General features: G+C 69.2%; 17 protein-coding genes and 1 pseudogene. 11 read left to right on the top strand and 7 right to left on the bottom strand.

The features are described from left to right. Nucleotides 1-247: 247 nt before the first annotated feature. A pseudogene (locus tag ACFXGX_RS03035) lies at nt 248-334 on the top strand (XRE family transcriptional regulator); the annotation flags it as partial. Nucleotides 335-705: 371 nt separating this feature from the next. Here the strand turns inward: ACFXGX_RS03035 and ACFXGX_RS03030 are convergent. Both ACFXGX_RS03030 and ACFXGX_RS03025 read right to left on the bottom strand, forming a co-directional pair. Continuing rightward, nucleotides 706-1,347 (bottom strand): uridine kinase, encoded by a 642-nt coding sequence (locus tag ACFXGX_RS03030; protein ID WP_384784034.1) that lies wholly within the window; start codon nt 1,345-1,347, stop codon nt 706-708. A 113-nt stretch (nt 1,348-1,460) separates the two neighbouring features. Further along, on the bottom strand, nt 1,461-1,592 hold the full coding sequence (locus ACFXGX_RS03025; protein ID WP_384784032.1) for a hypothetical protein: 132 nt from the start codon (nt 1,590-1,592) through the stop codon (nt 1,461-1,463). Between ACFXGX_RS03025 and ACFXGX_RS03020 the strand changes: the two genes are divergently transcribed. From ACFXGX_RS03020 to ACFXGX_RS03010, 3 genes are read left to right on the top strand one after another with little or no spacing between them, the layout of a single operon-like run. Then, nucleotides 1,587-2,216, top strand: coding sequence for a hypothetical protein (locus tag ACFXGX_RS03020; protein ID WP_384784030.1), 630 nt, complete (start codon nt 1,587-1,589; stop codon nt 2,214-2,216). The genes ACFXGX_RS03025 and ACFXGX_RS03020 overlap by 6 nt on opposite strands. Next, the gene (locus ACFXGX_RS03015; protein ID WP_384784028.1) at nt 2,213-2,644 is read left to right on the top strand and encodes a hypothetical protein; all 432 of its coding nucleotides are present in this window, start codon (nt 2,213-2,215) and stop codon (nt 2,642-2,644) included. The genes ACFXGX_RS03020 and ACFXGX_RS03015 overlap by 4 nt, the downstream gene beginning before the upstream one ends. Further along, the gene (locus ACFXGX_RS03010) at nt 2,637-2,825 is read left to right on the top strand and encodes a hypothetical protein (protein WP_384784026.1); all 189 of its coding nucleotides are present in this window, start codon (nt 2,637-2,639) and stop codon (nt 2,823-2,825) included. The genes ACFXGX_RS03015 and ACFXGX_RS03010 overlap by 8 nt, the downstream gene beginning before the upstream one ends. A 199-nt stretch (nt 2,826-3,024) precedes the next feature. Here ACFXGX_RS03010 and ACFXGX_RS03005 read toward each other — a convergent pair whose 3' ends face one another. Then, nucleotides 3,025-3,792: a hypothetical protein gene (locus ACFXGX_RS03005; RefSeq protein WP_384784024.1), complete on the bottom strand. Its 768-nt coding sequence runs from the start codon at nt 3,790-3,792 to the stop codon at nt 3,025-3,027. A 423-nt stretch (nt 3,793-4,215) separates the two neighbouring features. Between ACFXGX_RS03005 and ACFXGX_RS03000 the strand changes: the two genes are divergently transcribed. Beyond that, nucleotides 4,216-4,914 (top strand): alpha/beta fold hydrolase, encoded by a 699-nt coding sequence (locus ACFXGX_RS03000; RefSeq protein ID WP_384784022.1) that lies wholly within the window; start codon nt 4,216-4,218, stop codon nt 4,912-4,914. 405 nt (nt 4,915-5,319) lie between these two features. Here ACFXGX_RS03000 and ACFXGX_RS02995 read toward each other — a convergent pair whose 3' ends face one another. Both ACFXGX_RS02995 and ACFXGX_RS02990 read right to left on the bottom strand, forming a co-directional pair. Beyond that, nucleotides 5,320-7,212: an endonuclease/exonuclease/phosphatase family protein gene (locus ACFXGX_RS02995; protein ID WP_384784020.1), complete on the bottom strand. Its 1,893-nt coding sequence runs from the start codon at nt 7,210-7,212 to the stop codon at nt 5,320-5,322. 161 nt (nt 7,213-7,373) lie between these two features. Next, nucleotides 7,374-7,868 carry a cupin domain-containing protein gene (locus tag ACFXGX_RS02990; RefSeq protein WP_384784018.1) on the bottom strand — a complete coding sequence of 165 codons (495 nt, stop codon included), beginning with the start codon at nt 7,866-7,868 and terminating at the stop codon, nt 7,374-7,376. An 81-nt stretch (nt 7,869-7,949) separates the two neighbouring features. Here ACFXGX_RS02990 and ACFXGX_RS02985 point away from each other — a divergent pair, with 81 nt between their 5' ends. Beyond that, a complete protein-coding gene (locus ACFXGX_RS02985) occupies nt 7,950-8,801 on the top strand; it encodes a LysR family transcriptional regulator (RefSeq protein ID WP_384784017.1) in 852 nt (283 codons plus the stop codon). Nucleotides 8,802-8,806: 5 nt separating this feature from the next. Then, nucleotides 8,807-9,004, top strand: a complete 198-nt coding sequence (locus ACFXGX_RS02980; RefSeq protein WP_384784015.1) for a hypothetical protein — start codon at nt 8,807-8,809, stop codon at nt 9,002-9,004. Here ACFXGX_RS02980 and ACFXGX_RS02975 read toward each other — a convergent pair. After that, entirely contained in the window at nt 8,983-9,291 is a 309-nt protein-coding gene (locus ACFXGX_RS02975; protein WP_384784219.1) for a winged helix-turn-helix transcriptional regulator, read from the bottom strand. The genes ACFXGX_RS02980 and ACFXGX_RS02975 overlap by 22 nt on opposite strands. Before the next feature lie 309 nt (nt 9,292-9,600). Here ACFXGX_RS02975 and ACFXGX_RS02970 point away from each other — a divergent pair, with 309 nt between their 5' ends. The 4 genes from ACFXGX_RS02970 (at nt 9,601) to ACFXGX_RS02955 (ending at nt 11,663) form a co-directional block, all read left to right on the top strand. After that, nucleotides 9,601-9,912 carry an EthD family reductase gene (locus ACFXGX_RS02970; RefSeq protein WP_384784013.1) on the top strand — a complete coding sequence of 104 codons (312 nt, stop codon included), beginning with the start codon at nt 9,601-9,603 and terminating at the stop codon, nt 9,910-9,912. Nucleotides 9,913-10,021: 109 nt separating this feature from the next. Further along, nucleotides 10,022-10,894 (top strand): PhzF family phenazine biosynthesis protein, encoded by an 873-nt coding sequence (locus ACFXGX_RS02965; RefSeq protein WP_384784011.1) that lies wholly within the window; start codon nt 10,022-10,024, stop codon nt 10,892-10,894. After that, nucleotides 10,891-11,157: a hypothetical protein gene (locus tag ACFXGX_RS02960; RefSeq protein ID WP_384784009.1), complete on the top strand. Its 267-nt coding sequence runs from the start codon at nt 10,891-10,893 to the stop codon at nt 11,155-11,157. The genes ACFXGX_RS02965 and ACFXGX_RS02960 overlap by 4 nt, the downstream gene beginning before the upstream one ends. A gap of 104 nt (nt 11,158-11,261) precedes the next feature. Continuing rightward, complete coding sequence (locus ACFXGX_RS02955; RefSeq protein ID WP_384784007.1) at nt 11,262-11,663, top strand: hypothetical protein; 402 nt, start codon at nt 11,262-11,264, stop codon at nt 11,661-11,663. A gap of 272 nt (nt 11,664-11,935) precedes the next feature. Here the strand turns inward: ACFXGX_RS02955 and ACFXGX_RS02950 are convergent, their stop codons facing one another. Further along, nucleotides 11,936-13,093, bottom strand: coding sequence for a Gfo/Idh/MocA family protein (locus ACFXGX_RS02950; protein WP_384784005.1), 1,158 nt, complete (start codon nt 13,091-13,093; stop codon nt 11,936-11,938). Between the last annotated feature and the right edge of the window lie 225 nt (nt 13,094-13,318).

Here is a 13,318-nt window from a genome sequence, read left to right as displayed (position 1 = left end):
CTTCCCCGGGTACGGCCGACCGCCAGGACGGGGGGCGGCGGCCGTCATCCTCCGACCCCTCGACCACGACGAGAAACGCGCCGGACCTCAGGTCCATCACCACGGTCGCGGCCTCGCCCTCGGCCCAGCGCGTCGCCGAGTACTCCTCCGCGGGCCACGACCAGCGCGGCGCCCCGGCGGGGAATCACTCCCGAACCGATCGGCTGACGGCCCTTCGTCGCAGACCCGCGAGCAATCGGGTGTGGGCGTCCACTTACAGGACAACGGCCGCCGCGCCGGGCAACTGGAGGAGGTCCGCTTCAGGGACATCGAGCACATCGAGTTCGACCTGTAGCCGCCGCGCCCCGAACAGCCTGCGAGCCGGACCTATTGGTCCGAGCTCGCTCGCTTATCCGCGGGCGGTGCCTCTATGTCCTTCATCAAGGCTGAGTGGTCTGCGGTGGCTGTTCCGGTGGTGCGTGGTTGGTGGAAGGTGCCGTCGTGGAGCATCCCGAAGAGCCCGCCCACGCGGTGCCGGGCGGAGCGGAAGAGAGCCTGGATGCGGGCCTTCCCCTGATCCCGCCATATGTCGCCCCCGCAGTTCGCCTGGCCGCAGATGAACTGGATCGGTCGTGATTCGCCTGAGAGCCCGCCGGGGGTTGGGCTGTGTTCCCGGAAGCGTGATCACGCGGCGTCCCTCGCCGGGTCCGGTGCCTCCGGGACACGTCACAGCGCGAACACCGGGACCCCGGGGGTACGGGTCACACCGCGCACCCCCCGTGCCCGCGAGGGCGCCGCGGGCGGCGGCGCGAAGACGGGCCCGATCAGCGGCTCGACGGCCGCCAGCATCTCCGCCTCGCTCGCGGTCCCGTCCACGACCAGATCGGCCGCTGCCCGGGAGGGCGTGACGTGGTCTGCGTGGCGGTCCCTGCCGGTCTGCAGATAGTTGCGCAGGGACAGCCGGGGGTCCTGCCGCTGCACCTCGATCTTCCGGAGGATCTTGCGGGCCAGGCGTATGTCGTCGGGGGTGTCGACGTACACCCGCCACGCCGCCCGCCGGACCACGGACGGCAGTGACAGCGCGAACAGGCCCTCGACCACCACCAGCAGCACACCGGGGCGCAGCAGCGCCGCGTCGATGGCGTGTGCCACCGCTGTCTCGTCGATCGACCCCGGATGGTTCCAGTCGAGGACGGCGTGCCCGTCGGCACTGACCGTCCACACACCCCTCAGGGGGTCGTGCGCGGGCACGTAGTAGTCGTCCAGATGGACCAGGGCCACGCTCTCGGGACACTGCAGCGACAGGGCTTCGGCAAGGGTGGACTTGCCGGATGCGGTGCCGCCTGCGACCGCCAGTACACCCGTCATATCGGGCGCTCCTCATGTGCTCAAAGGGGATAGACGAAGCGGCCGGACAAGCCGGGTGCAGGGAATGTACGGCGGTGTGATCGCCCATGGCAAGCAGGGAAACGCGGCCCGGTTCAGCGGAGGCCGGCCCGTGATCTTCGGCCGGCCTGCGCACCGGTCTCGGTGATGCCGCGGACCTTCAGCATGGCGCAGGCGCCCTTGGCCGCGGGCGCGACGTCGACGCACGGGAACGAGTCGTCATGCATCCGACTCGACGTCTGCTCACCATGGCGGTCGCTGCCGCCGTCGCCGCCTTCGCGACCGCCCTGTCCGCTGCTCCGCCGACCGCTGCCGCATCGTGTACGTCGACGTGGCGGGCGGTCCAGGAGGTGACGGTGCGCAGGCCGGCGTGGAACGAGGGACTGGACGCGACGACGCGTTCGCCGGTCGTGCGGTACCTGCGCCGGGGCGAGCGGGTGCGGTCGTGCATCGTCGCCGTCGACCGCAACTCCTGGTCGCAGTACCGCGAGTGCGGCGGCGGGAGCCTGTGCCGGGTCGTATCCGAAGGCCAGGTGCCGCCCGGGTGCCTGCGCCCGGGCATGAGCCAACAGGCAGATCCGGTGCACCGCGACCACGACCAGGCGCTCGCGCTCACCCTCGCCGTTCTGCTCCTGACCGGCGCCTCCTTGCTCGTCTCCTGCTGGATCGGCCCGGTGGCCACGTTCACTGCCGCGGCGGTTCTGGCGGTCACCGCCTACGCCGTGCCCGGTCTCGCCCGCCGCCTGGCGATCCGCCGTGCGGTCCGCCGTCTTTCAAGCCCTCTCCCGGCGCTTGATCAGTGCTTTGGTCTCTTCCAGCACGATCTCGCTACAGGCAGCATGGCTATGTGAGCCAGGACCAGTGGGCAGACCGATTGACGGCAGCGCTTCGTGACTCGGAATCGGAATCGTGGTCTCGAAGAGCCGCGGCCGGCCGACAGCTTGCGGCGTGGGCAGAGCGGGAAGAGGCCGGCCCAATCCTTGAGCGGCTCCTATTGGACGCCCACGACACCGCAGTTACGCAGGAGACGGCGCAGGCCTTGCTCGAACGGAGGGACCTGGTCGGTCTGCGCGCGGTGCTGGCAGCGCTGTCGCGGGCCGAGGAGGGGGCGACCGCCGACCAGCTCGACGGCGAGGTGTTCGGCTACCGGAGTCGGCTGATCGCCGACGATCGGACGGACGAGTTCGTGGATCAGCTTGTGAGCCTCACCGCTGACCAAAACAAGGGAGTCCGTGACGAAGTCCTGCGGCTGTCACGGCCGGGGAGCAGCCATGAGTAGGCGTCGGTACGTAGCCAGAGGCGTGCCGGGCGGCTACCGGATCTGGGACAACCGAGGGCGCCGATGGTGGGGCGATCTCTACGAGCTGTGTCCCGATCTTCTACTGGTCGAGCTGAACGGCGCGGCCGACAGCGACAAGATCACGGCTCTGCTCAAGCAGTACCGAGCCCAGAAGCGGTAGCAGCGGCGCCTGGGCCGTCTCGGCCGTCCGAGACGAACAACCCTGACAGACGATGACAGCCAATCACCCCATCCGTGCTGGTCAGAAAGGCACCGGGAGGAAGAGCCCGAGGTCAGAGACCTGACGCGTCACTTCTTCGGCTACTGATCGGATCCCTACGACCGACGCTTCGCGGCGATGTGGTCGCGTCGGCTGGTTGTCAGTAGGTGTGGTCGGGCCAGTGCGGATCCGTCCAGCGGTCCGGCCCGGTGAGACCGAGCAGCCGTATCCGGTGCTGCACATCCGTCGAAGCGCCCGACTCGCGGAGTCGTGCCGCAGCGTGTCCGAGGAGCCACGCGACCAGTTCGGCGCGCATCTCCTCTTCGTCATGCTCGTACCAGCTCAGCCTCCACGGCAGGCTGTCCCCCAGGAGCTTGTACTCCCATTGCGCCGCCGTCTCGGCGAGACGGCGGTCGCTGAGGGGACCGGTCTGCTCCTCCCAGTCGGTGAGCCAGGGCCCGAGCGTTCCGGAGGCCTCGGCGCACATCGCGAAGACCTGGTGCGCCGGGACGATCGCATCCGGGTCGGTGAGGCTCTGCACCCACCAGGCGTGCAAGAACTCGCGTACCGGACCGGCTTGATCGTCGGGCCACTGCTGCCAGCGGCCGAGGGCGAAGCAGTATCCGGCCTCTTCCAGGCCGAACAGGGGCTCCGCGCGACCGGCGATCAGTGCTGTGGCGAACTGCGGCAGTATCCGGCGCAGCACGGCCGCGTGATCGGTCCAGGACCAGGACTGCCGGGTCCGGCGCAGGAGGTCCGGCTCCAGCTCCACGTTCGGCGTCTTCAGCAGGGAGAGTTCTTCCGAACTGCCCCAGTGGCAGTCGCAGTTGTGCTCGTCCGGATGCGTGGTCGCATCGCGGAAGGTGATGGCGAGGTTGTCCAGCGCGGCATTGAGGCGGCGGCGTGCGGGGTGGTCGGCGAGATGCATGATGTGCCTGGCCTTCGAGAACTCCGTACAGCTTCCGCCGGCCGAAGATCGGCACCTTACCGGGTGAGGGCAGCGTGAGCAATGACGCGGATGCCCGGCTCTCTCACAATTGAGCCCATGCTCGAGCCTCGGGAGCAGAAGATTGCCAGTGCCCCCGCACGAAGCCCGTGGGACGGCCCGCAGGATGGAGTCCTTTTCCTCACGGACCGGACAATCTACTGGGGTGCTTGGCTAGGACAGGGCCGACACACGAGGCCCATGTTCGCGCAAGACCTTCGAGAGTGTCCGAGTGCAAGCGATGGAGGACAGTAGAGCGCTGCCGCCAGCCACGGAGACACCTTCTGGCGATACGCGGTGAGTGTCCAGGGCGTGTATCGAACGTATTTTCAAGCGATTGGTGGTCTGTCTCGCTACGGTGCGGACATGGTGAATTTCGTGCTGGTTGCAGGTGCGCGGCTCGGGGCGTGGGCATGGGACGAGGTGGTGCCCTACCTGGATGCAGCAGGTCACGGCGTTTACCCGTTGACCTTGTCCGGGCTTGCGGACAAGCGGGGGGTAACGGCGGGGCAGGCAACCCACGTTCAGGACATCGTTGCCGAGGTCGAACGCAAGGCTCTACGTGATGTCGTCCTGGTCGGCCACAGCTACTCGGGTATTCCGGTCGGTCAGGCCGCAGAGCGGATCGGTGACCGGCTGGCCCGCGTCGTATTCGTCGACTCCAGTGTTCCGACTGATGGCAAGTCGTTTGTCTCCGCCTGGCCGGACGGCGGGACGCAGGTGAAGGCATCGATCGCCAAAAACGGAGGGTTTTGGCCGCTCGTACCCGCCGCTCACTACGACGGGGAGGGTCTCACCGATGAGCAGATCGCACGCCTCGTGCGTGGCTCGACACCTCACCCGGGCGCCACGCTGACCGAGCCCGCCGAGTTGGCAGGGCCGCTCGGTGAACTTCCGGCGACGTACATTCAGTGTCTGCTCGCCGGGGACGAACTCGACGACGACGTGGCCGAGTTGGTGGACAGCAAGCACTGGCGGATGGTCAAGATGGGCACCGGCCACTGGCCGATGTTTTCCCAGCCGCGCGAACTAGCACAGATCCTGCTTGAAGCAGCCGTGGAGTAACTGCGGGTCCATGCTTGCGCGATCAGTTTGCGCGTGTGTCACATGCGCTGTTCACAGCCATTCGTTGATGGCTGCTACGAGGACCGTGGCCTCTTGGCGGACCTGCAACTTGTCGTAACGTGGTCGGACCGAAGGCGTCAACACCCGCAACAAACGGATCATGTCTGGCGCCAGCTCTTCGCTGCAGCGTCGGGTGCACGTTACGCCTCCACGTGCCGCTGCTGTGTGTGCAGGTCTCCGTGGCGGTGATCCGGTCGAGGGTGTCGCGGGGCTCTGGGCCGGTCGGTCACTGAGCACGTGTGAGGAGAGGGCGGAGGCCCGTCGGTGGGGCCTGGGCCGACTGCTGTGCGTCGGCCCAGGCCCGGTTCGCCCCGCCGCCGCGGGGTGACGGTCACGGCGTCACGGCTACGGCACGATCGTCCACCGCTGCCGGGCGTCGTCGTTGCAGTTCTCGATCGTCACGTAGGCCGCTTCCCGCGCCGACGGCACCAGGCACTGGTGTGCGGCCTCGTTGCGGAAGCGGAGGGAGCCGTCCTCGTACATCTCCGCCTGCCAGCGGTGCCCCGTGCCGTCGTCCCTGGCGCCTCGGTCGCTGCAGTCGTGCAGCAGGGATCGTGCGCCGGGCCGGGGCTGATGGGTGTCCAGGATGTCGACGCAGCGACCACCGCTGCCGAACGCCTTCAGCCGGACGATGTTGTCGCCCAGGCCGGCGTATTCCATGTCCCAGCGCTGGGTGAACGCGTTGATGCGCGAACGGGTGGTCAGTGGGGTGCCGTCACGGCCGGGCTCCCCGAACTGGTCCAGGTAGAGGCCGTTCCAGGCACGCAGCCGGACCCGCAGGTCACCGTCCTCCCACGCGCGGTCGGACACCCCGCGGGAATTGTCCCACCACTGCTGTGAGGGACTGCCGTTGCACGCCAGGGCCAGGACACGCTGTTCGTTGCCCAGACCGGTCAGGCACAGGCCCGGATAGGCCGAGTTGTGCCAGCGCAGCGGACCGCCGGGTGTCCCGAGGTCGTCGGGTTGCCACTGTGCGAGGGGGGAGTCGCACGACAGCACGATGACGGACACAGGGAGGAACGGGTTGAGGCCGGGGCACATCCCGGCGGCGCGGTCGGCGAGAGCGCTTCGGGCGCCGGACCTCGCCCCGGGGCTGCTGCCGACGGCGAAGCCGTACCAGTGCGCCTGCACGGTGTTCACACGGAACCGTTGACGCAGGTTGTAACGCTCCTGGGTGGTGGTCACCTCACCCCAGGCCCTGTTCTCGGCGTCCAGGACCAACCCGGTCCGGGCGTTCTCGAGGCTCGAGGTGAAGTTGTGCACCGGGCCGTCGGGCGCGGCCGGAACGGGAGTGGGAGCCGGTTCGAACTGGACGGGATAGTGGTCCGCCCCGCGCGCCGCGGGAATGTCCGCGTTGAACCGGGGTGTACCGCGGGTGATCGCGTAGTCGAGTTCGCCGCCTTGTTGGTGGGTGGGGCGGTTGGGACGCGCCAGTTGCTCGTCGGCACGCAGGTGCAGAGTCTGGTCCCTGGCCTGCTGGTCGGTACGGTTGCGGATGTTGAGGTTGAAGTCGCCGACCATGACCCAGTTCTCGCCGGGCCGGGCGGCCGCGCGGATTCCCGCGAGCAGGCCGGGGACGTCGCCGCCGCGGGCGTGGACGTTGTAGTAGACGGTGTTGCCGATCCGTACACCGAGGGCGCGGCGGTAGCGGTAGTCGTCGCGAGGTTCGTCGCGGTCGTACAGCGGGTTCTCGATGACGCGGACCTCGGCCGCGGGGTCGTGCGTGACGACTGCCAGGTTGACCCGGCCGCCCTGCCAGCGATCCCGTCCCGTGGCGCTGTCGCGACGCGGGTCGGTCTGCAGGTAGTAGACGTGAAGGCGGTGGTGGTGGTATTCCCACTGCGTGTGGCTCACATGGTTCGGCAGGCCGGCCGGGAACGGACCGGGGATGGGGATCGATTCACCGGTGCCCCGGGTCTGGTGCGGTTCTGGGGGCGGTCCGTTGCCGACCTCCTGGAGGGCGACGACCTGATGTCGCATCGTCAGTGGTCCGACCTCGCCGTTCCAGCGCAACCCGCGGCTGGAACCCTGCATGTTGTAGGTGGTGAACGACAGGCTGCCGTCTGACGATGGGTCTGTCCGCCGGTCGTCGGCCCGCGCCGAGAAGCCACCCGGGCCAGGTGCGGCACCGACCAGCAGTCCGGCAGCCAGCAGCGCGGAGGTCAGGACGGCGGTCAGCCGCGATCCGCGCGGGCCGGAGCGTGCCCTGGTACGGGACGGGAACAACGGTAATCGCATCGGGTCTCCCTTTCAGAGAGATATGTGTAGGTTGCGAACGGCCGCACGAATGATCTCTTCAGTTCGGCGGGTCTGCGTCAAGAGCCCCTCACGCGCCATGCGGCCGCCGCGCGTACGGGGTTTCGGCCTGGTGTCGGCCCACGGTCCGTGGCCATACCGCCTCAGGCCGGGCCGGTGGCGGGCTCGGTCGCGTAGCGGCTCATCGCGTCGATGTTGGCCTGTGGCGTCAGCGGCCGGCCGTCGGCGAGCACGTCTTGGAGGTCCCGGAAGTACTGGACGTACAGGTCGGGGGTGAAGGTGCTGAGCATGACGGCGGGTCGGCCGGTCGGGTTGGCGAAGGTGTGCGGGGTACCGGGCGGAACCATCACGAGCGTGCCCGCGGCGGCGTCGTGGTCCTCGTCCCCGACGGTGAATCGCACGGTGCCGGAGAGGACGTAGAAGCCCTCGTCGTGGCGGGCGTGGCGGTGCTGCGGCGGTCCCTGGGTGTACGGGGCGAGAACGGACTCGGCGATCGCGAGGCGGTGCCCGGTGTGGCTGCCGTCCTCCAGAACGCGCATGCGTGTGGTGCCCAGAACGATCGTCTCGCCGTCGCCGGCACCCACCACCGATACACCGGGGTGAGTCTGCGGCTTGTCGGTCTTCGCTTCTTCGGCCATGCGCACGAGTTCACCGGCGGGGACCCGCCGGTGTCCAAGACTCGTCCTGTGGCGCTGATACCGCGTGGGTATTGTTGCAGCGTGGAGCTACGGACCCTGCGCTACTTCGTGGCGGTCGCCGAGGAACTCCATTTCGGCCGGGCCGCCACCCGACTGCACCTGAGTCAGCCGCCGCTGAGCCGGGCGATCAAGCAGATGGAGGCCGAGGTCGGTGCCCCGCTGTTCACCCGCTCGCCTGCGGGGGTCACGCTCACTGCGGTGGGCTCGGTGCTGCTGGACGAGGCGCGGGCCCTGCTCGACCATGCCGACCGCGTCCGGTTACGCGTGAGCGCGGCGGCCGGCGTCGCGACCATCACCATCGGTCTCCTGGGCGACGGCACCGACCCGGGAGTGGCCAGGCTGGCCGCCGCCTACCGTCGCAGCCGCCCCGGCATCGACATCCGCATTCGCGAGACCGATCTGACCGACCCGACCTGCGGGCTGCGCGCCGGACTGGTCGATGTCGCGCTGACCCGGGCGCCGTTCGACGAGACCGCCCTGACGGTGCGTGAGCTGCGGACCGATCCGGTCGGCGTGGTTCTGCGCGCCGACGATCCGCTGGCCGGCCGCGACGGGCTGCGGCTGGCAGAGCTGAGCGACCGCCGCTGGTTCCAGTTCCCGCAGGGCACCGACCCTGTCTGGCAGTCGTACTGGAACGGTGGCAGGCCGCGTGAGGGCCCAGTGGTGCGCGCCGTCCAGGAATGCCTGCAGACCGTGCTGTGGAACGGCACGGTCGGCCTGGCCCCGCTCGGGCACGACCTGCCCGGGGGACTGGCCCTGGTGCCGCTGATCGACATGCCTCCGAGCCGAGTGGTGGCGGCGTGGAACAAGGGTGACACCAACCCGTTGATCCGATCCTTCATCGAGATCGCGACAACCGCGTACCGTTATTGAGGGGAGTGTCTCGTCAACGACGAGAAAACCCGCCAGTCGACGCGCACGCCGAGCTCGACATCTCGCAGGCGAGCGACGGCTCCACCGTTGCCGCCGACGGCACCCACCAGGAGAAGACGGCGACGTTCAACGCGCTGTTCTCGAACGCGGTGATCTTCAACGATCGAAGAGCCCGCGACCTTCATGTCTCCACAGGATTCTGATCGTTCCGCGCTTGCGCCTGCGCCTGCACCTGCGCCCAGGTGATCGCCCATTCGTCGAGCGGTCGGAGGGCGTGACCGAGTGCTGTCCCCAGTGGGGTGAGCTCGTAGCCATCGGCTGAAGGGGCGATGATCCCGCTTGACGTGAGTTCGCGAAGCCGCTGGTAGAGAACACTGGATGACAGACCTGCGCACCGTGTCAGCAGCTCACGCGCACCGAGCGGCCCCGCCCGCAGCTCCCAGAGAATGCGCAGCGCCCACCGACGGCCGAAGAGATCCATCGCGGCCATGATCGGACGGCCGGTCGTCGAACCACGAACCGGTTTTCCTGGGCGCGGTGTCGGCATGACGCTCCTTGCGTTCCGTTATTCGAAACACTAGCGTTTCTCGCGTTTCTGATTTCGAAACACCCTCAATGGGAGAGTCGATGTCGCGGATAGCCCTGCTGGAAGCGCCGTACACCGAGCAGGCAGGTGCGCTGTTCGCGCGCATGATGCCCGGGCGAACTGCCCGCGTGCTGTCACGGCACCGTTGCGGCGCCGGCCTTCCTCGCCGTACGCGTTCCAAGCCCGCCGGCCTTGATCTGGACGGAGGTCGTCGTGCATAAGTTGGTAGTCCTGTATTCCAAGCCCGCCGACCCTGACCACTTCCGCGACTACTACGTGACCAACCACCTTCCGCTGGTCATGAATTGGCCCGGCCTGCTCGCGTGGCGCTACAGCTTCGACGTGGCGGCGACCGAGGGAGAAGCGCCGTATTTCGCGGTCTTCGAAGGCGACTTCGCCGATGCCGCCGCCATGGCCGCGGCGCGGGCGTCGCCGCACGGCCGGCGGGTGGCCGCCGATGTCGCCAACTACGCCACCGGCGGTGCGGTCGTCATCCACTATCCGGTGCAGGACGGCACCGGCTGAGGCAGGACGGTACGCTCCGGGACGCGTTCGGTCGGCCGTTGCGGCCAGGTCCGGCTATCGGCGGACGCCGTTCGCGGTTGCCGGTTCGTCGAGCGTCAAAGGTGGGCCGATGTCCTGGCGGGATGTCACGGTGGTTGATGCGTGCGTGCGGCGCGACGGCCGGGGCGGTAGCCCCACGTCCGTCACCGACGACGACCCGGCGGCGACGGACGCGGACCGGCGTGCGGTCGCTGCTGCGGCCGGCACCTCGCACGCGGCGTTCCTCGGCCCGGGGCGGACGCCGGACGGTGGCCGGCCGGTCCGGTTCTTCACCGCCACCGCCGAACTGTCCGGCTGCGGCCACGGCACTGTTGCCGCGCAGGCCGTCCGGTTGACCCGCACCGCGCTGGACGAGCTGAACGACCGTCAACACACCGGCGGGCGCACGTTCGACACCGTCGCGATCCGCCGCCCCGCCGGCATCGAGGTGTGGTTCGACCAGGGCCTCGTCGCGCTGCGTCACCCGGCACCGGACGAGCGCGCCGCGATCGTCGCCGCGCTCGGGCTCACCGCGGACGATCCGCATCCGACCGACGCGCCACGGGTCGCCGCGCCCGGCGCACCACGCATGCTGGTACCGGTCCACGACCGGTCGGCGCTGCTCCGAGTCCACCCACACCTCGGCAGGCTGACCGCGGCGTGCCGGCGGTACGGGCTCCTCGGCTGTTTCGTGTACGTACCGCCGGTGGGCGACCGACCGGGTGCGGCGCGGATGTTCGCGCCGGCGATCGGTGTCGACGAGGACGTCGCCAACGCCAACAGCACCGGCTGCCTGGCCGCCCACCTGCTCGACACGACAGGGGCGCAGACGGTCGCGATCGAGGTGGAGCAGGGTGACACCCTCGGTCGACCGGCCAGCGTGCTCGCTTCGGCCCGGCGCGGGCCGGCGGGCATCACGACCCGGGTCGGCGGGTTGGCGGTGGTCCGCGACTCTCACAATTGACCATCTCCGCGAGTTCTGCGAACGCCCCCTCGGCGATCACGTTTCCGCAGGTCGCCGTTCGCAAGAAACTCAAGGACGTCGAGGGACGGGTCGTCACCGGGCATCACGACGCCGCTCTCACCTATGTCGGCCCTGATGAGCCTCAGGACCGGTCGAACGTCGCTGTCGGGCTGTTCGGACGTTCCAAGCGCCACCGGGACGGCACCGAACTTCACGTCGTCCACGTCGAGGACAAAGGAGACTCGGCATCGCGCCTCGCCTGACGGTTCGGAGGGCTGCATCGATCGCGTGTGGCTGCGCCGTCGGCGCTCTGTCGGCGTGCGGGGCGGCGGTGTGTACTGAGGGCTTGCCGCATCAAGGGGGAAGCATGCCGCGAACGCCGGATCCGGGAGTGCCCGAGCCAGCGCAGGAGGAGGAGGAGCCCTGGCTGGACCGTCGCGAGGTCGCCGAGCTGTGGCCGGTGCGTGAGGAGTGGCTGCCGGGTGCGGCGCGTCGTATGGATGTCCGCGTCCGTCAGTACGGCGGGGAGAGCCGGGGCACGTACGGCGCGGCGCCGACCTTCTACTCCTATCACCCCGGGGATGTGCGACGGGCCGCGACGGCTATCGCCGAAGGGCGCGTCGACATCCCGTCGGTCTGGCGCACCGACACTGCCGACGGTCGCCGGGCGGAGCACTGGAGCAGGTTCCGGTTCCGTCTCACCTGCGCCGTCGTCCTGGCCTTCGCGCTCTTCATCCTGGGGGTGGCGGTCTACGCCATGGTGACCTGAACCCTGAGCCGGCGGGCAGTGGATCCAGGTCGGCCGGACGGCTGGCTACGTCGCCCGGTATCCGGGGCGCCGCCCGGGCCGCGCGACGCCGCCGAGCGGGTGCATCCGACGGTCATCCGACGGTCATCCGACGGTCATCCGACGGGCCTGTCCGTCTCTTTTCCGGGGTCGGCTATCGAGTTGCGGCTCCCTACCAACTCACGTCTGATGCAACAGCGACGGGTGGCGGTGCAGACACGGCTCCGACCCGGCCGGGTGGCGGGCCCACAGGGCTACGCCTCCAGCGTCACCCACGTCCCCGACGCCGCCGAGCGCGCCATCGCATCCAATGCGGTCGCGCTGCGGACCGCGTCGACCAGGGTGGCCCCGTATGGCCTGTTGTCGGCGATGGAACGTAGGAAGGTGTGCGCTTCGATGACCTTGAGGTCGTCGTAGCCCATGCTGTTGGCCGCGCCCGGCTGGAAGGACGCGTAGTCTCCGGCACCCGGACCGACGTACACGGTGCTGACCGGCTGGTCCTGGTACGTCGTGCCCCGGCTGACGCCGAGTTCGCCCATCCGGCGGAAGTCCCAGAACAGGGCGCCCTTGGTGCCGTGGATCTCGAACCCGTAGCTGTTCTGCTCGCCCACCGAGACGCGGCACGCCTCGAGGACGCCGCGGGCACCGGAGGTGAAGCGCAGCAGGCAGTTGACGTAGTCCTCGTTCTCCACGGGGGCCGGCTCGCCGCCTGCCGCGCGCGTGTGGCCCGCGGTCACGCCGGCCGGCCTGGGCCGCAGGGGTACGAAGACCGCGGTGTCCGCCGCCAGCGCCTCGATCTCGCCCACCAGGAAACGGGCCAGATCGACACCGTGCGAGGCCAGGTCGCCGAGGACGCCGCTGCCGCCCCGCTCCCGCTCGTAGCGCCACGTCAGCGCGCCCTCCGGATGAGCCGCGTAGTCGCTGAAGAGGCGGATGCGTACGTGCGTCACCTCGCCGATGTCACCGGAGGCGATCAGGTCGCGTGCCGCCACGACTGCCGGTGCGCCCCGGTAGTTGAAGCCGACCGTGCCCCGGACCCCGGCCTCGGCCACCGCGCCCGACACCGCCCGGGCGTCGTCGGCGGTCAGTCCCACCGGCTTCTCGATCCAGATGTGCTTGCCGGCCGCGGCCATGGCCACACCGATCTCACGGTGCAGGAAGTTCGGCGCGGTGATGCTCACGGCCTCGACGCGCGGATCGGCGGTGATCTCCCGCCAGTCACGGACAGCGGTCGCGAAGCCGTACCGCGCGGCGGCCTCCTCGGCCCGGCCGGGCACCTCGTCGGCGACGACGATCGGTTCGGGACGCAGGGCGAGCTCCGGGAAGTGGTGGAGAACGCGTGCGTACGCCTGCGTGTGCACCCGTCCCATCCAGCCGAACCCCACGACAGCGACACCGAGCACACGCACCACGATCGCCCTCCTCAGCACCGGACCGAACGCGAACGACCAAACCAGGCTCACATCAAACCGGCCTGAATCAGAACGAACCAATACGAACCAATACGAACCAATACGAAACGATGCGAACCGCTTTGAACTGCGATCGGTGAGTGCTTGAGGCGCCAACACAGGTTGGGGAGCGGCGCGGGTGAGTGGTCTTTGTTGCGAGAGGTTTTGTGGGGTAGCAAGAGAGGA

Origin of the sequence: Streptomyces sp. NPDC059371 (genome assembly GCF_042751995.1) — a bacterium.
In the GTDB taxonomy this organism is placed as follows: Bacteria; Actinomycetota; Actinomycetes; order Streptomycetales; family Streptomycetaceae; genus Streptomyces.
Note: the sequence above shows the minus strand (reverse complement) of the source record. Positions and strands in the feature narration are given on the sequence as shown.